Origin of the sequence: Methylobacterium sp. GXF4 (assembly GCF_000272495.1) — a bacterium.
In the GTDB taxonomy this organism is placed as follows: domain Bacteria; phylum Pseudomonadota; class Alphaproteobacteria; order Rhizobiales; family Beijerinckiaceae; genus Methylobacterium; species Methylobacterium brachiatum.
In genome coordinates this window covers 53,131-74,795 of the sequence record NZ_AKFK01000090.1, presented here as the reverse complement: position 1 = coordinate 74,795, position 21,665 = coordinate 53,131, and the positions used below count along the sequence as shown (strand labels likewise).

27 protein-coding genes are annotated in these 21,665 nt (G+C 69.2%); 10 read left to right on the top strand and 17 right to left on the bottom strand.

The genetic code is table 11. The features are described from left to right. Positions 1–88: 88 nt before the first annotated feature. The 15 genes from WYO_RS25825 to WYO_RS25760 form a co-directional block, all read right to left on the bottom strand. Positions 89–1,423 (bottom strand): S41 family peptidase, encoded by a 1,335-nt coding sequence (locus WYO_RS25825; protein WP_007568231.1) that lies wholly within the window; start codon positions 1,421–1,423, stop codon positions 89–91. After that, a complete protein-coding gene (locus WYO_RS25820; RefSeq protein WP_193375367.1) occupies positions 1,423–2,745 on the bottom strand; it encodes a peptidoglycan DD-metalloendopeptidase family protein in 1,323 nt (440 codons plus the stop codon). Before WYO_RS25820 ends, WYO_RS25825 begins: the two co-directional genes overlap by 1 nt. Before the next feature lie 48 nt (positions 2,746–2,793). Continuing rightward, positions 2,794–3,288 (bottom strand): 23S rRNA (pseudouridine(1915)-N(3))-methyltransferase RlmH, encoded by a 495-nt coding sequence (gene rlmH / locus WYO_RS25815; RefSeq protein WP_007568227.1) that lies wholly within the window; start codon positions 3,286–3,288, stop codon positions 2,794–2,796. Positions 3,289–3,595: 307 nt separating this feature from the next. After that, on the bottom strand, positions 3,596–3,946 hold the full coding sequence (gene rsfS, locus WYO_RS25810) for a ribosome silencing factor (RefSeq protein ID WP_007568224.1): 351 nt from the start codon (positions 3,944–3,946) through the stop codon (positions 3,596–3,598). Positions 3,947–4,112: 166 nt separating this feature from the next. Further along, the gene (locus WYO_RS25805) at positions 4,113–4,682 is read right to left on the bottom strand and encodes a nicotinate-nucleotide adenylyltransferase (protein WP_007568222.1); all 570 of its coding nucleotides are present in this window, start codon (positions 4,680–4,682) and stop codon (positions 4,113–4,115) included. 52 nt (positions 4,683–4,734) lie between these two features. After that, on the bottom strand, positions 4,735–6,033 hold the full coding sequence (locus WYO_RS25800; protein ID WP_007568220.1) for a glutamate-5-semialdehyde dehydrogenase: 1,299 nt from the start codon (positions 6,031–6,033) through the stop codon (positions 4,735–4,737). Between the two features lie 161 nt (positions 6,034–6,194). After that, the gene (gene proB, locus WYO_RS25795; RefSeq protein ID WP_007568218.1) at positions 6,195–7,310 is read right to left on the bottom strand and encodes a glutamate 5-kinase; all 1,116 of its coding nucleotides are present in this window, start codon (positions 7,308–7,310) and stop codon (positions 6,195–6,197) included. 138 nt (positions 7,311–7,448) lie between these two features. Continuing rightward, complete coding sequence (locus WYO_RS25790) at positions 7,449–7,853, bottom strand: type II toxin-antitoxin system VapC family toxin (protein ID WP_007568216.1); 405 nt, start codon at positions 7,851–7,853, stop codon at positions 7,449–7,451. After that, complete coding sequence (locus tag WYO_RS31195) at positions 7,850–8,116, bottom strand: type II toxin-antitoxin system VapB family antitoxin (RefSeq protein WP_007568214.1); 267 nt, start codon at positions 8,114–8,116, stop codon at positions 7,850–7,852. Before WYO_RS31195 ends, WYO_RS25790 begins: the two co-directional genes overlap by 4 nt. 48 nt (positions 8,117–8,164) lie before the next feature. Then, on the bottom strand, positions 8,165–9,199 hold the full coding sequence (gene obgE, locus WYO_RS25785) for a GTPase ObgE (protein WP_007568212.1): 1,035 nt from the start codon (positions 9,197–9,199) through the stop codon (positions 8,165–8,167). Positions 9,200–9,388: 189 nt separating this feature from the next. After that, a complete protein-coding gene (locus WYO_RS25780; protein ID WP_007568210.1) occupies positions 9,389–9,985 on the bottom strand; it encodes a GNAT family N-acetyltransferase in 597 nt (198 codons plus the stop codon). Positions 9,986–10,170: 185 nt separating this feature from the next. Continuing rightward, positions 10,171–10,437: a 50S ribosomal protein L27 gene (gene rpmA, locus WYO_RS25775; RefSeq protein WP_007568208.1), complete on the bottom strand. Its 267-nt coding sequence runs from the start codon at positions 10,435–10,437 to the stop codon at positions 10,171–10,173. 64 nt (positions 10,438–10,501) lie between these two features. Then, positions 10,502–10,816 carry a 50S ribosomal protein L21 gene (gene rplU, locus WYO_RS25770; RefSeq protein ID WP_007568206.1) on the bottom strand — a complete coding sequence of 105 codons (315 nt, stop codon included), beginning with the start codon at positions 10,814–10,816 and terminating at the stop codon, positions 10,502–10,504. 177 nt (positions 10,817–10,993) lie between these two features. Continuing rightward, positions 10,994–11,362: a hypothetical protein gene (locus WYO_RS25765; protein WP_007568204.1), complete on the bottom strand. Its 369-nt coding sequence runs from the start codon at positions 11,360–11,362 to the stop codon at positions 10,994–10,996. 163 nt (positions 11,363–11,525) lie between these two features. Continuing rightward, positions 11,526–12,146, bottom strand: a complete 621-nt coding sequence (locus WYO_RS25760; RefSeq protein ID WP_007568201.1) for a YceI family protein — start codon at positions 12,144–12,146, stop codon at positions 11,526–11,528. Positions 12,147–12,298: 152 nt separating this feature from the next. Here WYO_RS25760 and ruvA point away from each other — a divergent pair, with 152 nt between their 5' ends. From ruvA to WYO_RS25720, 9 genes are all read left to right on the top strand, one after another. Beyond that, positions 12,299–12,916 carry a Holliday junction branch migration protein RuvA gene (gene ruvA / locus WYO_RS25755; protein ID WP_007568199.1) on the top strand — a complete coding sequence of 206 codons (618 nt, stop codon included), beginning with the start codon at positions 12,299–12,301 and terminating at the stop codon, positions 12,914–12,916. Positions 12,917–13,154: 238 nt separating this feature from the next. After that, positions 13,155–13,427: a (2Fe-2S)-binding protein gene (locus WYO_RS32270; RefSeq protein WP_081497045.1), complete on the top strand. Its 273-nt coding sequence runs from the start codon at positions 13,155–13,157 to the stop codon at positions 13,425–13,427. Between the two features lie 44 nt (positions 13,428–13,471). Then, on the top strand, positions 13,472–13,969 hold the full coding sequence (gene bfr / locus WYO_RS25750; protein ID WP_007568197.1) for a bacterioferritin: 498 nt from the start codon (positions 13,472–13,474) through the stop codon (positions 13,967–13,969). A gap of 148 nt (positions 13,970–14,117) precedes the next feature. After that, positions 14,118–14,915 (top strand): 4-hydroxy-tetrahydrodipicolinate reductase, encoded by a 798-nt coding sequence (gene dapB, locus WYO_RS25745; RefSeq protein WP_007568195.1) that lies wholly within the window; start codon positions 14,118–14,120, stop codon positions 14,913–14,915. A 27-nt stretch (positions 14,916–14,942) separates the two neighbouring features. Beyond that, positions 14,943–15,581 carry a 2,3-bisphosphoglycerate-dependent phosphoglycerate mutase gene (locus WYO_RS25740; RefSeq protein WP_007568193.1) on the top strand — a complete coding sequence of 213 codons (639 nt, stop codon included), beginning with the start codon at positions 14,943–14,945 and terminating at the stop codon, positions 15,579–15,581. Continuing rightward, positions 15,582–16,235 (top strand): alpha-ketoglutarate-dependent dioxygenase AlkB, encoded by a 654-nt coding sequence (locus WYO_RS25735; RefSeq protein WP_007568191.1) that lies wholly within the window; start codon positions 15,582–15,584, stop codon positions 16,233–16,235. A gap of 42 nt (positions 16,236–16,277) precedes the next feature. After that, entirely contained in the window at positions 16,278–17,207 is a 930-nt protein-coding gene (locus WYO_RS25730) for a DUF817 domain-containing protein (RefSeq protein WP_007568189.1), read from the top strand. A 53-nt stretch (positions 17,208–17,260) separates the two neighbouring features. After that, a complete protein-coding gene (locus WYO_RS31945; RefSeq protein WP_007568187.1) occupies positions 17,261–17,605 on the top strand; it encodes a DUF2809 domain-containing protein in 345 nt (114 codons plus the stop codon). Positions 17,606–17,681: 76 nt separating this feature from the next. Then, positions 17,682–18,650, top strand: coding sequence for a hypothetical protein (locus tag WYO_RS25720; protein ID WP_007568186.1), 969 nt, complete (start codon positions 17,682–17,684; stop codon positions 18,648–18,650). A gap of 266 nt (positions 18,651–18,916) precedes the next feature. Here the strand turns inward: WYO_RS25720 and WYO_RS25715 are convergent, their stop codons facing one another. Continuing rightward, on the bottom strand, positions 18,917–19,339 hold the full coding sequence (locus tag WYO_RS25715; RefSeq protein ID WP_007568184.1) for a hypothetical protein: 423 nt from the start codon (positions 19,337–19,339) through the stop codon (positions 18,917–18,919). Positions 19,340–19,475: 136 nt separating this feature from the next. Beyond that, positions 19,476–20,285, bottom strand: coding sequence for a hypothetical protein (locus WYO_RS25710; RefSeq protein ID WP_244424303.1), 810 nt, complete (start codon positions 20,283–20,285; stop codon positions 19,476–19,478). A gap of 316 nt (positions 20,286–20,601) precedes the next feature. On the opposite strand from WYO_RS25710, the gene WYO_RS25705 reads away from it, so the two are divergent. Continuing rightward, on the top strand, positions 20,602–21,642 hold the full coding sequence (locus WYO_RS25705; protein ID WP_007568179.1) for an aspartate-semialdehyde dehydrogenase: 1,041 nt from the start codon (positions 20,602–20,604) through the stop codon (positions 21,640–21,642). Positions 21,643–21,665: the final 23 nt, after the last annotated feature.

The following is a 21,665-nucleotide window of genomic DNA, read 5'->3' as shown; positions in this document are numbered from 1 at the left end:
CCGCTAACGCCCCGATCGGCCACGAAAAACCCCGCCCGGCCCAGGGGCCGGACGGGGTCGTGTCGGGATCTCACTCAGGCAGAAGGGATCAGTTCGGCACGCTCGGCTTCGCCGGCGCCTGGGTGCCGTTGGCGGCGCCCTTCTGGATGCCGTGCAGGAAGTCGATTGCCGAGAGGAGCTGCTTGTCCTTGGCCGGATCCGGCGGGATGTAGGCGGAGGAGCCGCCGCGCTCGTCGGTATCCTTCTGCTTCAGGTGGCCCTTCAGGCCGGCCTCGCCCTTGGTCTCGTCCTTGCCCTTCAGCTCGTCGGGCACGTCCTGCAGCACCTCGACGTCGGGCTCGATGCCCTTCGCCTGGATCGAGCGGCCGGACGGCGTGTAGTAGCGCGCCGTGGTGAGCCGCAGGGCGCCGGAGCCGCCGAGCGGGATGATCGACTGCACGGAGCCCTTGCCGAAGGAGCGGGTGCCCATGATGGTCGCGCGCTTGTGGTCCTGCAGGGCGCCGGCCACGATCTCGGAGGCGGAGGCCGAGCCGCCGTTGACCAGCACCACCACCGGCTTGCCCTTGGTCAGGTCGCCGGCCTTGGCCGAGAACCGCTGGGTCTCATCGGGGTTGCGACCGCGCGTCGAGACGATCTCGCCGCGGTCGAGGAAGCCGTCGGAGACCATCACGGCCTGGTCGAGCAGGCCACCCGGGTTGTTGCGCAGGTCGACGACGTAGCCCTTGAGCTTGTCGGCGCCGATCTCGCTCGAGAGCTTCTCGATCGCCGCCCGCATGCCGTCGAAGGTCTGCTCGTTGAACTGGGTCAGGCGAATATAGGCGACGTCGCCGCCCTCCACCTTCGAGCGCACCGGCTTGATCTTGATCACGTCGCGGGTGAGCGTGACGTCGATCGGGTCCTTCGACTCCTTGCGGGAGATCTTGAGCTTCACGCTCGAATTCACTGGGCCGCGCATCTTGTCGACAGCCTGGTTCAGGGTCAGGCCCTGGACCTGGTCGTCGTCGATCTGGGTGATGATGTCGTTGGCCAGCAGGCCCGCCTTGGCGGCCGGAGTGTCGTCGATCGGCGTGACGACCTTGATCAGGCCGTCTTCCATGGTGACCTCGATGCCCAGCCCGCCGAACTCGCCGCGGGTGGTGGTCTGCATGTCACGGAACGCCTTCGCGTCCATGTAGCTCGAATGCGGGTCGAGCGAGGTCAGCATGCCGTTGACGGCGGCCTCGATCATCTTCGACTCGTCGGGCTTCTCGACGTAGTCGGTGCGAACCTTCTCGAAGACGTCGCCGAACAGGCTGAGCTGGCGATAGGTCTCGGCCGAGGCGGCCACCGCCCGCGGTCCCGACAGGAAGTCGGTCTGGGTCGCCACCATGGAGGTGCCGGCACCCAGGAAGGCGCCGAGCATGATCAGGGATGTCTTGCGCATCAGCCGCGAACCTTCTCGCCAAGTATCTTATCACTGGGGCTCTTCGCCCACCACGGCTCCGGATCGACGGAGCCGCCATCCTTCTTGAACTCGACGTAGAGGGTCGGCTCACCGTCGGACCCGGGCGAGCCCGCGCTACCCTCGCCCATGCTGCCCACGGGTTCCCCCGCGAGTACGAACTGGCCGACCTCTACGCTAATCTGATCCATCCCCGCCAGCAGAAGATAGTAGCCATCGCCCGCGTCGATGATCAAGAGACGCCCATAGGACCGGAACGGCCCGGCGAATTTGACCCAGCCATCCGCCGGCGAGGAGACCAGCGCCTTCGGCCGGGTCGTGAAAGACACGCCGCGCGTGATCCCGCCATTGCCGTCCGGCTGGTTGAAGCCCCGCATCAGCCGTCCGCTGACCGGCCGCGGCACTTCGCCCCGCGCCTCGGCGAAATGCACCTTCGGGGCCAGCCGCGCCGGGTCGCGGAAGCCCGCCGCGGCGAAACGCTCCTGCGTCACCCGGGCCTCGCGCTCGGCCGCGGCCTTGGCCTCCTCGGCCGAGCGCTTGGACGCGGCGACCTCGGCCTCGGTGCGGTCGAGCAGGTCCTTCAGCGATTTGGCCTGGGCGCCGAGCTCGGCGGCGCGTCGGCGCTCCGCGGTCAGGCCGCTCTCGACCTCCGCCTGCCGGGCACGCCGGGCGGTCACGAGGGCCTGGAGCCGCTGCTGCTCGCGGGCCCAGCCGGCGAGGTCGTTGGCCAGCCCCTCTTTGTCCTGCGCGATCAGGCCGCGCAGGCGGATCATCTCGGCGAGGTCCGCGGCCAGGGTGTCGACCTCGCCGCGCAGCTCCGGAACCACGGCGCCGAGCAGCATCGAGGTGCGGATCACCGCGAGCACGTCCTCCGGGCTCACCAGCACGGCCGGGGGCGGCCGCCGGCCCATCCGCTGCAAAGCCGCCAGGATCTCGGCGACGATGCCGCGGCGGGCATGCAGCGAGCGCCGGATCGCGGCCTCGCTCTCGGTCATCGCCCTGAGCCGCTCTTCCAGGCGGCTCAACCGGTCTTCGGTGGCCTGAGCCTGGCGCCCCGCATCGAGGAGGGCGCTGTCGAGCTTGGCCCGGTCCGAGCCGATGGCGGTGATCTCGGCCTCGAACTGCGCACGCTGGCCGGCGCTGGCTGCGAGCGCGTCCTGGACTCGCTTCAGGTTCTCGGCCCGCCGCTCGCGCTCCTCGGTGGCGCGCTGGATTTTTTCCGCGTCGGCATTGGGAGCCGGGTCCTCGGCCCGCGATGGTCCGGCGGCGCAGGCGAGCGCGACCAGCACGAGCGTGCATCGGATTGAGCGCGGCAGGACGGCACGGGCGAGGCGATCGAACCGCACGATGCCTCAGCCCGGCTCGCCGCGGTGATACGGATGGCCGGCCAGGATGGTCAGGCTGCGATAGATCTGTTCCAGGGCGAGCACGCGCACGAGTCCATGGGGCAGGGTGGCGGCCCCGAACGACAGGATCAGCTCCGCCTTCGTCCGAATTGAGGCATCTAGGCCGTCCGGCCCCCCGATCGCGACCATCAGCGCCGGCCGACCGGCATCGCGCCAGCCGGCGATCCGCTCGGCGAGAGCTTCGCTGGCGATATCCGACCGTCCCCGCTCGTCATAGGCGACCAGCACCCCGCCGGGCGGCAGATGCGTCAGCAGGGCAGACGCCTCCTCGGCGCAGCGGTCCGGCGCCCGGCGGGCTCGGGATTCGACGATCTCGACGCTGTCGCAGGCGGGAAAGCCGAGCCCGCGGCCGAGCTGCGCGGCGCGGTCGCGGTATCGTGAGGCGAGCTCACGCTCCGGGCCGGCCTTCAACCGGCCGATGGCTGCCAGGACGAGGCGCACGGGGCAGGGGATCTCTCGCTGTTTCGGGACGGGTTCGATGAGGCTTGCCCCAACCCTGACCCTCATCCTGAGATGTGAGCGAAGCGAGCCGCGAAGGAGCCCTCCCGCCGGCCGCGCGATCCCTGGAGGTCTCCTTCCAGGCCTCCGCTGCGCCGCGGCACCTCAGGATGAGGGGGTGGGACAGATGTTGCCACGCCGTCATTGCGAGCGCAGCGAAGCAAACCAGGGCAGCGCGCGATCTCTCGACGTCGCGCCCCTGCCGGATTGCCTCGCTGCACTCGCAATGACGGTGTAGGTCGGGCGACCGCTAATCCGCCGCCAGGCCGACCGGGCGATCCGCGCCCCACATCTTCTCGAGATTGTAGAATCCGCGCACTTCCGGGCGGAAGATGTGGACGAGCACGTCGCCGGCATCGATCAGCACCCAGTCGCAGGCCGGCATGCCTTCCACCCGGGCATTGCCGTAGCCGCGATTCTTCATCTCCTGGATGAACTTGTCGGCGATCGAGCCGACATGGCGCTGCGACCGGCCGGAGGCGATGATCATCGTGTCGGCGAGGGAGGTCTTGCCAGCCAGGTCGATCGCGATCGTCTCCTCGGCCTTCATCTCGTCGAGGCACGAGAGGGCGAGCGCCTTCAGGTCGTCCGAGCGCGCCATTCCGGGCTCTTCCGGAACGGGGGCATGTGTGCGGATGGTCTCCGTGCGAATGGTCTCGGGCAGCGTCCTGATTCCTCGTGATGTCGCGCCGCCCTGTCAGGGTTCGCGAACCGGTATGAAATTGGCTGTATCGTGCGACGATTGCAACTGCGTCGCATTCGAGCCCTCAGCGTCCCCGTTTGCCGTTGCGGATCTGGGTCGAGGACAGGGGCGACCGCGGTCCGTGGAGGAACACCCAGGCCGGGGGTGGGCGCGTCGGCAAAGTATGGGCCGCCGCCTCGGGGATCCGGGCCCCGGCCAGCCGGTGGGCGGCCCGGGCGCTGAGCGGCGTCATGGTGAATCCCGGCCGGTCGATGATCGCGATCGGCACGAGCCGGGCGATCTCGGCGAATCCCTTCCAGCGGTGGAAATTGCCGAGCGAATCCGCCCCCATGATCCAGACGAACTGCACGCCGGGGCAGCGGCGGGTCAGGTAGCGCAGGGTCTGGACCGTGAAGCGCACACCCAGCGCCGCCTCGATGCCGGTCACCGCGATGCGCGGATGCCGGGCGATCTCCCGGGCCTGGGCGCAGCGCGCCTCCACGGAGGGCAGGGCAATCCGGCTCTTGAGCGGATTGCCGGGGCTCACCAGCCACCACACCCGGTCGAGCCCGAGCCGGCGCAGAGCCGTCACGGTGACGTGGCGGTGGCCGCGATGGGCGGGGTTGAAGGATCCGCCGTAGAGGCCGATCCGCATGCCGGGCGCGCTCGGCGGCAGGATCAGCCGCACGCCGGGACTTCGGGTCGGATCACGGGCGGATCTGCCCGCTGCCGTGGACGCGGTACTTGAACGTCGTCAGCTGCTCGACACCCACCGGGCCGCGGGCATGCATGCGCCCGGTGGCGATGCCGATTTCGGCGCCGAAACCGAACTCGCCGCCATCGGCGAACTGGGTCGAGGCGTTGTGGGTGACGATCGCCGAATCGACCTCGGCCAGGAAGCGGTTGGCCTCGGCGCGGTCGGCTGTGATGATCGCGTCGGTGTGGTGCGAGCCGTAGGTCTCGATATGCTCGATCGCCGCGTCGATCCCGTCGACCACCCGCGCCGCGATGATCGCGTCGAGATACTCGGTGTGCCAGTCCGCCTCGGAGACCGGCGTCACCCGGGGATCCACCGCCTGGGTCTCGGCGTCGCCGCGCACCGCGCAGCCGACATCGAGCAGGGTGCGGACGAGGGGGGCGAGATGCGTCGCCGCGCAGGCACGGTCCACCAACAGGGTCTCGGCGGCGCCGCAGACGCTGGTCCGGCGCATCTTGCTGTTGAGCAGCACGGCCAGCGCCATGTCGAGATCGGCGGCGGCCGCCACGTAGACGTGGTTGACGCCGTCGAGATGGGCGAAGACCGGCACCCGGGCCTCGGCCTGGACGCGCTCCACAAGGCCGCGCCCGCCCCGGGGCACGATCACGTCGATGCAGCCGTCGAGGCCGCCGAGCATCAGCCCGACCGCGGCGCGGTCCCGGGTCGGCACGAGCTGGATTGCGTCGGCGGGCAGGCCCGCCTCGGCCAGGCCCTCGCTCATCGCCTTGGCGATCGCCAGGGCGCTGCGATGGCTGTCCGAGCCCGCGCGCAGGATCGCAGCGTTTCCGGCCTTGAGGCAGAGCGCGCCGGCATCTGCGGTGACGTTCGGGCGGCTCTCGAAGATGACGCCGATGACGCCGAGCGGCACGGCGATCCGCTCGATCAGAAGGCCGTTCGGCCGCTCGATCGCGGCGAGCTGTCGCCCGACCGGGTCGGCCAGCGCCCCGACCTTCTCGACGGATTCGGCGATCGCCGCGAGGCGGCCGGCATCCAGGGCGAGCCTGTCGACCAGCGCGGCGCTCTGGCCGGCCTGGCGGGCCGCGGCCACGTCGCGGGCATTCTCGCGCAGGATCTCGTCCGCATTCGCCCGCAGCCGCTCGGCGATGAGGCGCAGCGCCCGGTCCTTGGTTTGGGCGGAGGCGAGCGCCATGCGCCGGCCGGCGACGCGCGCCCGCCGGCCGATCGCCGCCATCAGCTCCGGCAGGGCCTCGGCCTCGGCGAGATCGGATCTCAGGTTCAGGACGGGCACGCTGGCGTCCTCGGTGTTCGGGGGCCGCGAAGACCGGCCCGACAGGGGAAGAGCGGGTCTTTGCACATCGGGCGACGGGCCCACAAGTGTGCTGACTCACCGGGCGTGACAGAGATCGCACCTTCTACAACTAGACAAGAACTGATCGGAATCAGTCCAGTCTAAAACATCGCGAGATCATCGCGATGCACCATCCAGGCCCGGCCCGGATAGTTGAGCAATTCCGGTATGCGCGCGCTCGGATGGCCGATGATCAGGGCCGCCTCGGCGCTGTCATAGGCCACGAGGCCGCGGCCGAGCACGCGGCCCTCGGGATCGCGGATCATCACGGCGTCGCCCCGGGAGAAGCTGCCCTCGATCGCCCGGACGCCCACGGGCAGCAGGCTGGCGCCGCCGAGCAATGCCTTGGCGGCACCGGCATCGATGGTCAGCGTCCCGCGCGGCTCTAGGGAGCCGGCGATCCAAGTCTTGCGCGCCGCGGTCGGCGTCGAGCCGGACAGGAACCAGGTGCAACGCGCACCCTCGCGCACCGCCTTCAGGGGGTTCTTGCCCCGCCCGTCCGCGATGACGAGGTGCGTGCCCCCGGAGGCCGCGATCTTGGCCGCCTCGACCTTGGTGCGCATGCCGCCCCGGGACAGTTCCGAGGCCGGGCCGCCGGCCATCGCCTCGATCTCCGGGGTGATGCGCTCCACCACCGGCAGGTGGCGCGCATCCGGGTCCGATTGGGGCGGCGCCGTGTAGAGCCCGTCGATATCCGAGAACAGCACCAGCACGTCGGCATCGATCATCGTGGCGACCCGGGCGGCGAGCCGGTCGTTGTCGCCGTAGCGGATCTCCGAGGTCGCCACCGTGTCGTTCTCGTTGACCACCGGGACGGCGCGCATCTCCAACAGCTTCAGCACGGTCGCCCGGGCGTTGAGGTAGCGGCGGCGCTCCTCGGTGTCCTGCGGGGTCACCAGGATCTGGCCCGCCACGATGCCGTGATGGCCGAGCGCTTCCGCCCAGTGCCGGGCCAGGGTGATCTGCCCGACCGAGGCCGCCCCCTGGCTCTCCTCCAGCCGCAGGATCCCCGGCGGCAGGCCGAGCACCGTCCGCCCGAGGGCGATGCTGCCGGACGACACGACCAGCACATCGACGCCCCGCCCGTGCAACTCGGCGATGTCCTCCGCCAAAGCCGCCAACCATGCGTGGCGCAGCCGGCCGGCATTGCGATCGACCAACAGGGCCGACCCGACCTTGATGACGACGCGGCGGAATTCTTCGAGGGCCGGGATCATAATTCTTCGCAGAGACGAGGCATCGATGCGGTTTGGACGAAGTCCGCGCGAATGAACAGCGTGCGGAGGCGCGACGGCCTTCCGAAGACGCCAAGCCCGGCATTGCCGCGGGCCTGCGGGATTGGACGCCTCGGCCGATCAGGCGCGCGGGTTGTAGGCCGGCACCAGATCGGTGTGGATGAAGTCGTTCCCCTTGAAGAGGAGGGGCACCGCATGAACCTTGGCCACCGCGTAGGCCAGGCAATCGCCGAAGTTCAGGTAGGCAATGTGCCCCTGGCCCTTTCCATATCGCCTGAAGGCATCGGCAGCGGCACGGAAAGCGTCCAGGCCAAAATTCGTGGTTCGGATACTCGGCATCGCAATGAGCCGATCAAGAAACGCATCGGCGAATGTTGGCATCAGCGAACCAAGCACCATGCGTGTTTCTAAGAGCGTCGGTGCTCCGATGATCGCCCGATGACGAACAATCATCTCGGCGAAGATCCGTCCCTCGGGCTCATCGAGAGCAATGGCAACGAGCGCGGAGCTGTCCAGCGCAATCATGCCGGCAGGCCGTTCCAATCGTAGAGCCAGCCATGATCGTTTTGAGCTCCGGGAACGATGTGGGGACGTGCCTCGGCCACCAGAGCTCGAAGAGCGTCAAGTTCAGCCTGCTGCGAAAACTCGAGGCCGCGATCCGGTCCCGTACGACGGTCCAGATCGTGGAGGGCTTTCGCCACTGCATCATTCAAAGAAGTCCCGAGCCGGCCGGCAATGTCGCGGGCCAGCTCAAAATCCTCGTCGCGAATCGTCAGTTGCTGCGTCATCGGGATTTCTCCGACGGCCAGATTAGCCCGCGCGTCCCGCCCCGTCACTCACGGCTGCCAAGCCACCGCCGGCCGGGCGTCCGCCTCCGCGGCTGTGCTCGTGTCGATCTCGGTCTGGATCGCCCGGAGCGCTTCCGGCACGCCCTTGCGGCTGGCCGAGGACAGGACCAGCGGCGCCCGGCCGGCGGCGCGCTTCAGCTTGGCGACCTGGCTCTTGAGCGTCTCGGCATCGAGCGCGTCGGCCTTCGAGAGCGCCACGATCTCGGGCTTGTCGGCCAGGCCGTTGCCGTAGGCCTCGATCTCGCCGCGGACGAGCTTGTAGGTCTTGCCGGCATGCTCACTGGTGCCGTCGACGAGGTGCAGCAGCACCCGGCAGCGCTCGACATGCGCCAGGAACTTGTCGCCAAGCCCGACGCCGTCGTGGGCGCCCTCGATCAGGCCGGGAATGTCGGCGAGCACGAATTCGCGGTTGTCCGAGCGCACCACGCCGAGGCCCGGATGCAGGGTCGTGAACGGGTAATCGGCGATCTTCGGCTTGGCCGCGGTGACGCTCGCCAGGAAGGTCGATTTGCCCGCATTGGGCAACCCGACGAGGCCGGCATCGGCGATCAGCTTGAGCCGCAGCCAGATCCACATCTCCTGGCCTTCCAGGCCCGGATTGGCGTGCTTCGGGGCGCGGTTCGTGGAGGTGGTGAAGTAGGCGTTGCCGAAGCCGCCATTGCCGCCCTTGGCGAGCCGGATCTTCTGCCCGACCTCGGTGAGGTCGGCGATCAGGGTCTCGCCGTCCTCGGCGAAGATCTGCGTGCCGGCCGGCACCTTCAGCACCACGTCGGAGCCGTTGGCGCCGTGGCAGTTCGAGCCCATGCCGTGCTCGCCCTTCTTGGCCTTGAAGTGCTGCTGGTAGCGGTAGTCGATCAGGGTGTTGAGGCCCTCGACGCACTCGACCCAGACGTCGCCGCCGCGCCCGCCATCGCCGCCGTTCGGGCCGCCGAACTCGATGAACTTTTCCCGCCGGAACGAGACGCAGCCGGGACCGCCGTCACCGGAGCGGACATAGACCTTGGCTTCGTCGAGGAATTTCACAGCTCTATCCCTTGTCGAGCACCGTCCCGGATCCGCAATCCTAGCCGATGCTCTAAGTACCTAGGTGGCATCATCATTGTCCGAAAGTCCGAAACCCTTCGGCGATGACGCTCTCCGATGCGGATCAGCGACCCGCACCCTCATTCCGTCGGCGATTGCGCTCCATTGCCGATGTCGAAGGCCGCGCGCTCAAGCCGCCTCCGTCAACACCGCCTCGGCGGCGCAGGCCCGCCACCGGGCCCGATCCAGATGGAACAGGTCCACCGGCAGATCGGCGCCGCGGGCCGGGAACGGCTTCGTGCCGGTGCCGGTATGCACGAACCCGCAGGCCTCCAGCACGCGCCGGGACGCCGGGTTCACGATCCGCGCCGAGGAGGCGAGGTCGGTCCCGCCCGCATAGGCGAAGAACGCATTGCAGAGAGCCCGCACCGCCTCGCGCATCAGGCCGGCGCCCCAATAGGGTTGGCCGAGCCAATAGCCGAGCTCCGGCGTGCCGTCGCTGCCGGGGTGGATGGCGACGACACCGATCAGGCTCGCCGGCGCCGAGCGCCGCGCCAGGGCCAGCGTCAGGCCCGCGCCGGTCGCGTTCTCGGCCCGCGCCTGCAGCAGGAACGCGTCGACCACCGGGGCCGGCAGCGGGTGCGGCACCCGCGCCAGCATCTCGGCCACCGCACGGTCGCCGGCCAGCTTCAGAATGGCGTCCCTGTCCTTGGCCGTCGGCCAGCGCAGCCAGAGCCTACGCGTCTCGATCCGGAAGACATCGTCGCGGGTGAGATCGGGGAACATCGTGCCCTCGCAGGGCGGCGTTCCCGGCTCCGGGGCACCGCCTCAAGACGACGAAGGGGAGGATGGTGCCCCATCCTCCCCGGTGTTCCGTCCGATCCGTCCCGTGAGGGGCTCGGCATCGACGTCTCCGGTCCGGTGTGGGACACCGGGCGGGACGCCAGCTTCGCCGCTCGGGCGCCCGCCTGTTATTCCGCGGCCTGGGCCAGCGGGGTTACGGCCACGAAGGCGCGCCCGCGGCGCGTCTCGAAGCGGACATGGCCCGGTACCAGCGCGAACAGCGTGTGGTCCTTGCCCATGCCGACATTGCTGCCGGGATGCCATTTGGTGCCGCGCTGGCGCACGATGATGTTGCCCGGAATCACGGCTTCCGAGCCGAACTTCTTGACGCCGAGGCGCCGGCCTTCCGAGTCGCGGCCGTTGCGGGACGAGCCGCCTGCTTTCTTGTGTGCCATGGGATCTGCTCCGAATGCGTGTGGGTCGCGCGGATCGCGGGCCTCACCTGGGGCCCGCGCTCGATCACGCGGAGATGCCAGTGATGCGCACCACGGTGTGGTGCTGGCGGTGACCGCGCTTGCGGCGCGAGTTCTGGCGGCGGCGCTTCTTGAAGGCGATGACCTTCTTGTCGCGGCCGTGGCTCACGATCTCGCCCGTGACGCTGATGCCCGACAGGGTCGGCGCACCGACCTGCGTGGCGCCCGCACCGTCGGCGAACAGGAGGACCTCACCGAAGGTCACGGTTTCACCGGCCTCGCCCGGCAGGGTGGCGATGGTGATGGTGTCGTTGGCGGCGACGCGGTACTGCTTGCCGCCCGTCTTGATGACTGCGAACATCGTTGCTCTCGTGTTCTCGAACGGCCTCCGGGGCGGCTGCCCCTGGACCGGCTTCTTGTTTGAAGTCATTGCACGGGCGGACCCGGACAACGCGAAACGCGCGGACCTCGTCGAGGAGGCCGCGCGCCATGCCGGGTCAGTAGGGGCGGGGTGGCTCCGTGTCAATCCTGGACAGGGTCAGCGGATTGGTGCGCCGGTCGCCAGGATGCCCTTGGCGACGCTGCCCTGAGGACCGAAGGCGGCCAGCGCCTGCGTGCACCACGCCTCCCGGCCGTCGGCCGCGAGCTGCTGGCGGACCTGCGTCGCCCGGGTCCGCAGCTTCTCCTGGAGGATGGGTTCCTGCGCCGCGCCGACCTTGGTGGCGAGACGCAGGGTCGTCAGCTGCCCGGCCTTCACCTGGATGCCCGGGCAGGCCTGTTCGGCGATGATGGTCGTCGCCGCCGCCTCGGCATAATTATCGAGCGGGGAGGGCGTGGGCGGCGCAGGCGCTTGCGCGCAGGCCGGACCCGCCAGCACCAGAGACCAGATCAGCCAAGCACCGCGCAACGCTCAGACCTCCATGGCAACGATCGGCGCGCCGCCCGCGACGGGCGCGGCCCTCTCGGGCGACCGGTCCGGAGCAGGCGGGCGACCGGCGCTGCCTATACCGGCCCGGGCGCCAAGGCCATCTCGGCGCCGGCTCGATCGCCCGCCTTCGCGGAGCCGAGACTCAGGGCGCCGCCTTGAACTCGCCCTCGATGCGCAACGACACCTCGTCGCCCAGAGCGGGCAGGTAGGCGTTCACGCCGAAATCCGAGCGCTTCACCACGGCGCGCCCGTCGAAACCGACGGTGTAGCGCTGGTCCACCGGGTGGATGCCCGCCTGGTTGAAGGTCGCGTCGATCGCCAGCGGTCGGGTCACGCCGCGCAGGGTGAGGTCGCCGGTGATCCGCGCGGTGGTCGGGCTCGTCGGCTCGACAGCGGTCGCCGTAAAGGTCGCGCTCGGGAACTTCGCGGTGTCGAAGAAGTCCGGCGCGGCCAGGTGCTCGTTCAGGCGCGGGCTGCCGGTGACGACGCCGCCGAGCGGAACGGTGACCTCCAGGCGGCTCTTGTCCGGGGCCTTCGGGTCAAGGTCGAGCTTGCCGGACAGGCCGGTGAACTGACCGTAATAGGTCGAGTAGCCGAGATGGCTGACCGACCACGTGATCTTGCCGTGATCCGGGTCGAGGACATAGGCGCCCGCCCGGACCTGGGTCGGATCCTTGCTCGGGGCCGCTGCGGCCGGGTCGTCCGCCGCCCGGGCGGGACCGAGGCACAACAGGCCGATCAGGGCGAGTATGGGCGCGCGCATGGTCGTTTCCCCGCTCGTCCGGCCCGGCAGGATCGTCTCGAAGCCTGGCCGTTACGGCCCCCTGATTTCACGAAGTGCCCCGGGGCTCAAGCGCGTCTGGCGGACGCGCCCCGGCTTCTATAGGCATCGCCACGACAGCGGACGGGCACAGAATGATCGGCAAGCTCAAGGGCGTGGTGGATTCGTTCGGCGAGGATTTCGTGATCCTCGACGTCTCCGGCGTCGGCTACATCGCACATTGCTCGGCGCGCACGCTCCAGCGCATGCCCAAGGTCGGCGAGGCGGCGGAGCTGTCGATCGAGACCCATGTCCGCGAGGACATGATCCGGCTCTACGGCTTCCGCTCGGATGCCGAGCGGGAGTGGTTCCGCCTGCTCCAGACCGTCCAGGGCGTCGGCGCACGGGTCGCCCTGGCGATCCTGTCGGTGCTGGAACCCGACGCCCTCGCGAACGCCATCGCCACCGGCGACAAGGGCACGATCAGCCGGGCGCCCGGCGTCGGGCCGCGCCTGGCGGCCCGGCTCACCGCCGAGTTGAAGGACAAGGCCCCCGCCTTCGCCCCGGTCGATCCGGCGCTGATCGCGCTGACCGGCGCCGTCGAGGAGGGGGCCGCCCCCAGACCCGTGGCCGACGCGATCTCGGCGCTGGTGAATCTCGGCTACCCGCAGGTGCAGGCGGCTTCCGCGATCGCGGCGGCCCTGAAGGGCGCCGAGGAGGGCGCCGAGGCCAAGGTGCTGATTCGGCTGGGCCTGCGCGAACTCGCCCGCTGAGGCCGGATGTCCCGCCTGACGCCTCCGGTCTTCGAGGCCTCTGACCGGATCTGAGGAATCGCTCGCGACGCAGTGATTGGCTTCGCCTTGACCCGCCGGGGCAGCGGTGCCATCTCCCCGATGACCAGTAAGATATTGAAAAGTCTTCTACTTTTCAGTCGTTCTAATCTGGTAGGTCCGAATTGCCTGGCCCGACGCGTTCGGGTCTGGCCCGAGGAAGACGGGTTCTGCACCGCGCATGATCGTCTGTTCTTGCAACGTCCTGTCCGATGGCGCCGTTCGCAGCTGCCTGTCGCCCGGCCCAGGCTGTCCCCGCACCCCGGCGCAGGTCTATGCCTGCCTCGGCTGCAGCCCGAAATGCGGGCGCTGCGCCCGGACCATCCGGGAGATCATGCGCAATGCGCTGAGAGAAGCGGCGGCCGATCAGGGCAGCCATGAATGCTCCACGGCTTGCGCTAGCGCTTGCAGTTTGGTTTTATTCCAAACTGCGGAGGACGGGATCACGGCGTGACGCCAATGCCCCCCCGCTAGAATAGCTGTAAGGAGTACGGGGGCATGAAGGGCGACACCAAGGTCATCGAGTACCTGAATCGCGGCCTGAAGAGCGAGCTGACTGCGGTCAGCCAGTACTGGCTGCATTTCCGGATGCTCAATGACTGGGGCTATATCGATCTCGCCAAGTTCTGGCGCAAGGAATCGATCGAGGAGATGAACCACGCGGATCGGTTCATCGACCGGATCCTGTTCCTCGACGGCTTCCCGAACCTGCAGGAGCTGGAGCCTCTGCGAATCGGTCAAACCGTGCAGGAGATCATCGAGTGCGATCTCGCCGCCGAGAACGGCGCGCGCAGCCTGTACCTCGAAGCTGCCAAGTACTGCGAATCGATCAACGACCGCGTCTCCGAGCGCCTGTTCGAGGATCTCGCCGAGGACGAGGAAGGCCATATCGACTTCCTCGAGACCCAGCTGGAGCTGATCAAGCAGATCGGCCTGCCGCTCTACGCGCAGAAGCATATCGGCGGTCTCGAGGCGATCGCCCCCGAGAAGGACTGATTGTAACGCAGGCTCCCGCGCCCTTTTCATCGGAGAGAGGCTGCGGGAGCCCCCGCCCGAAACAGTCCCGGCCGGCGTCCGGCCCATTGATGGCGCGCCCGACATCGGCCAGGCTTGTCCGGGACGGAACGACGACAGGACAACATTGATGCGGCTCGTGGTGGTCGGCGCGGACGGGCGCATGGGGCGGATGCTGGTGCGGGCGGTGGCCGAGGCCGAGGGCTGCACCCTCGCGGCGGCGATCGAGCGCGAGGGCTCGCCGGTCCTCGGGCAGGATGCCGGCGTGCTGGCCGGCCTGCCGCCCCTCGACGTTCCGGTCACCGACGACCCGCTGAAGGCCTTCGCCACCGCGGACGGGGTGCTCGACTTCACCGCCCCGGCCGCCACCGTGCAATTCGCCGAGCTGGCCGCCCAGGCCCGCATCGTCCATGTGGTCGGGACCACCGGCCTGTCCGACGACGACCTCGCCAAGCTCCGGGCCGCCGCCTACCACGCGCGCATCGTCCGCTCGGGCAACATGTCGCTCGGCATCAACCTGATGGCCGAGCTCGTGCGCCGGGTCGCCAAGGCGCTGGGCGACGAGTTCGACATCGAGATCGCCGAGATGCACCATCGCATGAAGGTGGATGCGCCCTCCGGCACCGCTTTGCTCCTCGGCGAGGCCGCCGCGGAGGGCCGCGGCGTCGACCTGAAGGACGTGCGGGTCTCGACCCGGGACGGGCATACCGGCGCGCGCCGCCCCGGCGATATCGGTTTCGCCACCCTGCGGGGCGGCTCCGTGGTCGGGGACCACAGCGTGATCTTCGCCGGCGCCGGCGAGACCCTGACGATCAGCCACCATGCCGCCGATCGCGGGCTGTTCGCCGCCGGCGCCGTCAAGGCCGCGCTCTGGGCACATCCGAAGCCGCCGGGGCTCTATTCCATGGCGGATGTGCTCGGGCTCTAGACCACCAACCAGGGATACGATCTGCCGATGGAGCGACTCCTCGTCCTCGCTCGCCATGGCCAGAGCGAGTGGAATCTCAAGAACCTGTTCACCGGCTGGCGCGACCCCGGCCTCACCGAGCGCGGCGTCGACGAGGCGCGCGCGGCCGGTCGAGCCCTGAAGCAGGCGGGCTACGGGTTCGATATCGCCTTCACGTCTGAACTCATCCGGGCGCAGCGCACCTGCGCGCTGATGCTGGAGGAAATGGGCCTCCGGGATCTCGACGTGCAGCGGTCGCAGGCCCTGAACGAGCGCGATTACGGCGACCTCGCGGGGCTCAACAAGGACGATGCCCGCGCCAAATGGGGCGCGGAGCAGGTCCACCTCTGGCGGCGCTCCTACGACGTCCGGCCGCCCGGCGGCGAAAGCCTGAAGGACACCGCCGCCCGGGTCCTGCCCTATTACATCGAGACGATCCTGCCCCGGGTGATGGCCGGGCAGCGGGTCCTGGTCGCGGCCCACGGCAATTCGCTGCGCGCCCTGGTGATGGTGCTCGACCATCTCGGCCCCGACACAATCGCCGGCCTGGAGATCAAGACCGGGGTGCCGCTGGTCTACCGGTTGGCCGCCGACACCACGGTCGCCTCCAAGCAGATCCTCGCCCGCGACGGCGAAGCGGACCGCTGATTGGCGACCGAACTCGCGCCGGGCCTGATCCACCATCCGGGCTTCCTCGATCCGGCCGCCCGCGCGCGGCTCGCCGCCGAAGTCGCGGCGGTCCTGGCGGCCGCGCCGCCCGTCACCCCGTGCATGCCGCGCACCGGAAAGCCCTTCTCGGTGCGGATGTCGAATGCCGGGCCGCTCGGCTGGGTCTCCGACCGGAGCGGCTACCGCTACCAGCCGAACCATCCGGAGACCGGCCAGCCGTGGCCCGCGATCCCGCCCGGTGCGCTGGCCGCCTGGGACGCGCTGGCGGCGTTTCCGGCACCGCCCGAAGCCTGCTTGATCAACCTCTACGCCCCGGACGCCCGGATGGGCCTGCACCAGGACCGGGACGAGGCCGATTTCTCCGCCCCGGTCGTCTCCCTGTCGCTCGGCGCCACGGCCCTGTTCCGCTATGGCGGCCTGCAGCGCTCGGACCCGACCCGCTCGATCCGCCTCCATCCCGGCGACGCCCTGGTGATCGGCGGCGCCTCGCGCCTGATCCACCACGGGGTCGACCGCCTCTATGCGGTGAACGACCTGCTCGCGGAGAATCCACTGCCGGGCTTCCTGCCGGATGGCGGGCGCTGCAACCTGACCCTGCGCCGGGTCACCGCCGACGTCACCGGAAAGCCCTGACGGTGATTCGCTCTCGCGGCTGCAACCTTACGGGATCCAGCCATGCGGCCAGCCTCTTTCGCGCGACGTGACAGCGTGGCGGCGCAATGGCCGCCCATCGCGCGGTTCATCGCGGCCGAGCGCCGCCTGGGCGACGCCGCTGCCGCCCGCGGGCCCGTCGCGGCGGCGCTCTACGAGTTCCTGCGTTTCGGCGTGAAACAGGGCTGGGCCTGCCTGTTCGGCGGCCTGCTGCTCGCGCTGATGATCGGCACGCGCCTGGTCTGGCCGGCCCACGCGCCGCTCGCGCGCTACGACGCGCTGTTCCTCGCCGCGCTGGCGCTTCAGGCGATCCTGCTCGCGACCAAAATGGAGACCTGGACCGAGGCCAAGGTCATCCTCGTCTTCCACGTCATCGGTACGGTGATGGAGGTGCACAAGACGGCGATCGGCAGCTGGGTCTACCCCGAAATCAGCGCCTTCCGGATCGGCGGTGTGCCGCTCTTTACCGGCTTCATGTACGCCGCCGTCGGCAGCTACCTGGCCCGTGTTTGGCGCCTGTTCGACTTCCGGTTCACCCGGCACCCGAACCTGACTGTTCTGTCGACCCTCGCGGTGGCGATCTACGTCAATTTCCTGACCGATCACCTGGGTTACGACCTGCGCTACGGCCTCCTGGCGGTTGCGGTGGTCCTGTTCGCGCCGGCCACGATCCATTTCCAGGTCTGGCGATCCCATCGCAGAATGCCGCTTCTCCTCGGCCTGCTCCTCGTGGCGCTCTTCATCTGGTTCGCCGAGAATGTCGGGACCTTCACCGGCACGTGGCTGTACCCCAACCAGAAGCTTCATTGGTCCCCCGTCCCGCTCGCGAAACTCTCGTCCTGGTTCCTCCTGATGATCGTGTCCTACACGCTGATCGCGCGGGTGAACGGGATCAGCCGCCTGAGCGCTCGGCCCCTCGCTTTCCCGGCATCGGGGGACGTGGCCGTGCCATAAGCCGGACACGCTCCCTCGGCGCAGCCGCGGCGTTCATCGGCCTCGGGCTGCTGTTGCGGCTGCCGAAGTGGAATCTGCCCCTGGCGATCCACCATTACGGCGGCGGCATCCTCTGGGGTGCGATGCTGTTCGCGCTCGTTGCTGCCGTGCGGCCGCCCGGCTGGCGCGTGCCGGGCTGTTGGGTCGCCGCGGGCGTCATCGCGGCCATCATGGAAGGCAGCCGCCTGTTGCACGGTGCCGAGCTCGACGCGTTCCGCAGAACGCTGGCCGGCCAGCTGCTTCTCGGCAATATCTTCTCGGCCTGGAACCTGGCGGCCTACGCCTGCGGTATCAGTCTCGCCGCGTTGATGATCGTCTCTCCCCGGACCGATCGCGCGTCCGCCTCATTGTCGGCTTGACAGATAATGGCCGCGGGCAGACCCATCGCACGAAGCGAGCCCGCTCGGGTCCTCGCGCGTGGAGAACCGGTTTCCGATGCTGGTGCGTAACCTGACGCTGCGTTTCGGGCGGGTTCTGTCCCTGGCCGTCCTGATGGCCGGGCTCGGATCCGCGGCGTCTGCCGCCGATCCGGTCTATCCACCGGGCTCCCGCTTCGGATTCGAGCCGCCGGCCGATATGGCGCTGTCGCGGCGCTTCTCGGGCTTCGAGCGCAAGGAGGGCGGCGCCACCCTGTCGGTGGTCGAGCTGCCGCCGAACGCCTTCGCGGAACTGGTCAGCGGCTTCACCGACGCCAACCTCCTGAGCCAGGGTTTCGCGGTGGAGAAGCGCGAGGAGGTGAAGGTCGGCGACAACGAGGGCATGCTCTACACCGGCGAGCAGCCCGCCGATCCCAACGCCACCGCACCGGCGATCCGCAAATGGATCCTGGTAGTCGGCACGCCGACCGTGACCGGCCTGATCATCGCACAGGCTCTGCCGGATGCCGAGACCGAGGAGACGATGCGCAAGCTGGTGACCGGCGTCACCCTGCGTCCGCCGCTCACCCTCGACCAGCAGGTCGAGGCCCTGCCGTTCCGCATCGGCAACATGGCGGGCTTCCGACCGATCCGGGTGCTGGCCGGCAACTCGGTCCTGCTCACGGCGGGCCCGAAGGACCAGATGCAGAATCTGGAACAGCCGATTCTGGTGCTGGCTCAGGCGGTCCAGCAGCCGCCCGCCGCCGAGCAGCGCGACGGCTTCGCCCGGGCGGCGCTGGCCTCGAACCAGACCATGAAGGATTTCGTGATCGAGCGCGCACAGAGCTACCGCTCCAACGGCGTCGACTGGCACGAGATCGTCGCCCGAGCGGTCGACATGCCGACCAACGTTCCCGTGGTCGTCTCACAGACCATCCGATTCAATCCGGACGGGTACCTGCGCGCCCTGGGCGTCGTGCGCGAGGATCAGCGCACCGGCGTGCTGGCCAAGTTCCGTGAAGTCGTCGACAGCGTGCAGGTCAAATAAGCGACGCGGTGCCGAGGCCGCGATCGCCTGCCACGCGGAGCGATCCCACGACGGGCTCAGGTCGGCGATCGCCCGACTCTCCTGCCTCATCCTGATGAGCCCGCGTCAGCGGGTCTCGGAGGAGCGCGCCGGGGCCCACATGGGCCGCTGAAGAACTCCTTCGACGCTCGCCCCTCAGGATGCGGCGGTGCAAGACAAGGCCCCAGAAACGCGAAAAACGCGGACCCGAGGGCCCGCGCTTCTCACCGTCAGGAATAGGGCTCGGCTTAGTACGGGCGGCCGTACAGCGGCGAGGTCGGGTCCAACCGGTCGACGAACGAGAGGTCGACGTTGCGGACGGCCGTGGAGCGCGCGCCGATGAACGGGCCGTTGGTGATCGGGTCGGGCAGGATGCCGCGGCCGAAGCGGTCGTTCGGGCCGAAGGCCGGGTTCAGCTGGTTCGACGCGGCGATCAAGTAGGGGTTCAGGGCCGGGTTGCCCGAACCGCCGGCGCCCGGAACGTTCGAGGTCAGGGGCACGTTGCCGGCATCGAGCCAGCTGCGCGGACGGACGCGGATCGGGAGCGGACGGCTGACGCTGTAGACGCGACCCGGGCCGAAACCCTCCTGGGCCTGGGCGGGCGCAGACGCCAGGGCGCCGAAGCCGGTGGCGGCGATGACGCCGAGAAGAGCGATCTTAAGCGAGCGCATGGCCAACCTTGTCTGTGAGTGCCATCAGTATGGCGACCGAAGCTTAACAGTTCGCCGCCTTTGATAGAACGACGCTTGAGTGGGGCTGTGGTTCCGCGAAAATGGCCGAGCTTCGGCGATTTGCCGTATTCTGGCCTCATTTTTTCGTGTGCGATCGCCGACGACCGATCGATCCGGTCGGTTCGGAGGCATCCGCGACCGTCGTTACTGGACATCCCTGATCCGTCCGGGGGGCCATGAAGGCCGCGGTCGCGTCGGGATCCGCCGGGTCGTCGAGGCTCAGCGCATCGACCATGCAGCCCAGGGTTCGCGCCTCGGGGGGATGCCCCAGCGGAGCGCAGAGCCAGCCGTCCAGCCGGAAGACGGTCTCGCGGCTGACGAAGCCCAAGCAGGTCCGCCGTGTCGGGCCGCCGAGGGTGACTTCCAGTGTCTCCACGGCGCCGAACTTGGTGGCGACCGTGCCGCCCGGCCCGGTGCGGATCACGGCCAGCGCCGGCCCATCGGTCGCGGCCCGCCGGGCCAGCAGGATGAACAGGCCGGGTGCCCGCCCGGCCGCGTCGCCGCGGGTCAGCGTCACCCGGAGGGCCGGGGCTTCGAGCGCCTCGAAGGCACCCCGCGCCAGCGCATCCTCGCGTAGACCGGTCACCGGATCGATCCGGCCGGCCGCGACCCGGACCGGGTCGAGGCCGGGCTCCGAGAGCCCGAACCGCACCGGGGCGGCCGGAGCGGGCGCTTTCGGCGCGGGCGTCGCCGGTACGAACGCCGCCGTGACGGGCATTGCCACCTGCGGCGCCACCGGCGCCTGCCGGGCATAGAGACACAGACCGGCGATCATCGCCGAGGCGATGACGAGGCGCAGGCCGAGGCCGACCAGCGAGAGCGTGCGCCGCCCCTTGGGCGCGCCGGAAGCGCCCGCCTCATCTGTGCTCGGTCGGTCGGTCTGCATGATGCCCCGTGCGGACGGCCGCTCGTCTTGGCCGCCCGCGATCATCACCGCGCTAAGTTGATCACCACCCTCCAACCGGCCGTCATGCCCGGCATTCCCGCCACAGGGTGAATCGAGTCTTGCGGCGCCAATCCCGGCCTTGACAGCCCCACACCTTCGGCGCCTTGCTCGGACAGGCCGTCGCCCCCACTTCGTGAGGGTTCGCGGCCGCGCCCGTTCGCCGGGCGCCCCTTCGGCGCGAACGATCCTTCGGCCGAGTTTGCTGGCAAGAGCGCGGCACCCGGATCGGTCGGGGTTTTCCGCGCGGAGACGAGAGATGGGTTACAAGGTCGCCATCGTAGGCGCCACGGGCAACGTGGGCCGTGAGATGCTGGATATCCTGGCCGAGCGGGCCTTCCCCGCCGACGAGGTCGTGGCGCTGGCCTCGCGCCGCAGCCAGGGTCAGGAAGTCTCCTTCGGCGACAAAACGCTCAAGGTCAAAGCCCTCGACACCTACGATTTCTCCGACACCGACATCTGCCTGATGTCGGCGGGCGGCGAGACCTCCAAGGAATGGTCGCCCCGGATCGGCCAGCAGGGCTGCGTGGTGATCGATAACTCGTCGGCGTTCCGCTACGACGCGGACGTGCCGCTGATCGTCCCCGAAGTGAATGCCGACGCGGTGGTGGGCTTCACCAAGCGCAACATCATCGCCAACCCGAACTGCTCGACCGCGCAGCTGGTCGTCGCCCTCAAGCCGCTGCACGAGGCGGCCACGATCAAGCGCGTCGTGGTCTCGACCTACCAGTCGGTCTCCGGCGCCGGCAAGGAGGCGATGGACGAGCTGTTCAACCAGACCCGCGCCGTCTTCACCGCCGGCGACATCAAGGAAGGCGGCAAGTTCACCAAGCGCATCGCCTTCAACGTCATCCCCCACATCGACGTGTTCATGGAGGATGGCTACACGAAGGAAGAGTGGAAGATGGTCGCCGAGACCAAGAAGATGCTCGACCCGAAGATCAAGCTGACCGCCACCGCGGTCCGCGTTCCGGTCTTCATCGGGCATGCGGAGGCGGTGAACGTCGAGTTCGAGCGTCCGCTCTCGGCCGAGAAGGCCACCGAGATCCTGCGCTCGGCGCCGGGCGTCCTGGTGATCGATAAGCGCGAGAACGGCGGCTACATGACCCCGCACGAGGCGGCTGGCGAGGATGCCACCTACATCTCGCGCATCCGCGAGGACGCGACCATCGAGAACGGCCTGAACTTCTGGTGCGTGTCGGACAACCTGCGCAAGGGCGCCGCGCTTAACACGGTGCAGATCGCCGAGGTGCTGGTGAACCGCAAGCTGCTGAACCGGGCCAAGCCCAAGGCCGCGTAAGACACCGACATGAAGTGGTTGGG

Coding starts and splice junctions, on each gene's coding strand:
- rplU (WP_007568206.1), bottom strand. CDS start 10,816: ATGTTCGCAGTCATCAAGACGGGCGGCAAGCAGTACCGCGTCGCCGCC.
- WYO_RS25790 (WP_007568216.1), bottom strand. CDS start 7,853: ATGATTGCGCTGGACAGCTCCGCGCTCGTTGCCATTGCTCTCGATGAG.
- WYO_RS25740 (WP_007568193.1), top strand. CDS start 14,943: ATGGAGCGACTCCTCGTCCTCGCTCGCCATGGCCAGAGCGAGTGGAAT.
- WYO_RS25715 (WP_007568184.1), bottom strand. CDS start 19,339: ATGCGCTCGCTTAAGATCGCTCTTCTCGGCGTCATCGCCGCCACCGGC.
- dapB (WP_007568195.1), top strand. CDS start 14,118: ATGCGGCTCGTGGTGGTCGGCGCGGACGGGCGCATGGGGCGGATGCTG.
- ruvA (WP_007568199.1), top strand. CDS start 12,299: ATGATCGGCAAGCTCAAGGGCGTGGTGGATTCGTTCGGCGAGGATTTC.
- WYO_RS25805 (WP_007568222.1), bottom strand. CDS start 4,682: ATGCGGATCGGCCTCTACGGCGGATCCTTCAACCCCGCCCATCGCGGC.
- WYO_RS25710 (WP_244424303.1), bottom strand. CDS start 20,285: ATGCAGACCGACCGACCGAGCACAGATGAGGCGGGCGCTTCCGGCGCG.
- WYO_RS31195 (WP_007568214.1), bottom strand. CDS start 8,116: ATGACGCAGCAACTGACGATTCGCGACGAGGATTTTGAGCTGGCCCGC.
- WYO_RS25825 (WP_007568231.1), bottom strand. CDS start 1,423: ATGCGCAAGACATCCCTGATCATGCTCGGCGCCTTCCTGGGTGCCGGC.
- WYO_RS25780 (WP_007568210.1), bottom strand. CDS start 9,985: ATGTTCCCCGATCTCACCCGCGACGATGTCTTCCGGATCGAGACGCGT.
- rpmA (WP_007568208.1), bottom strand. CDS start 10,437: ATGGCACACAAGAAAGCAGGCGGCTCGTCCCGCAACGGCCGCGACTCG.
- WYO_RS25730 (WP_007568189.1), top strand. CDS start 16,278: ATGCGGCCAGCCTCTTTCGCGCGACGTGACAGCGTGGCGGCGCAATGG.
- WYO_RS25720 (WP_007568186.1), top strand. CDS start 17,682: ATGCTGGTGCGTAACCTGACGCTGCGTTTCGGGCGGGTTCTGTCCCTG.
- WYO_RS32270 (WP_081497045.1), top strand. CDS start 13,155: ATGATCGTCTGTTCTTGCAACGTCCTGTCCGATGGCGCCGTTCGCAGC.
- bfr (WP_007568197.1), top strand. CDS start 13,472: ATGAAGGGCGACACCAAGGTCATCGAGTACCTGAATCGCGGCCTGAAG.
- WYO_RS25705 (WP_007568179.1), top strand. CDS start 20,602: ATGGGTTACAAGGTCGCCATCGTAGGCGCCACGGGCAACGTGGGCCGT.
- rsfS (WP_007568224.1), bottom strand. CDS start 3,946: ATGGCGCGCTCGGACGACCTGAAGGCGCTCGCCCTCTCGTGCCTCGAC.
- proB (WP_007568218.1), bottom strand. CDS start 7,310: ATGATCCCGGCCCTCGAAGAATTCCGCCGCGTCGTCATCAAGGTCGGG.
- WYO_RS25760 (WP_007568201.1), bottom strand. CDS start 12,146: ATGCGCGCGCCCATACTCGCCCTGATCGGCCTGTTGTGCCTCGGTCCC.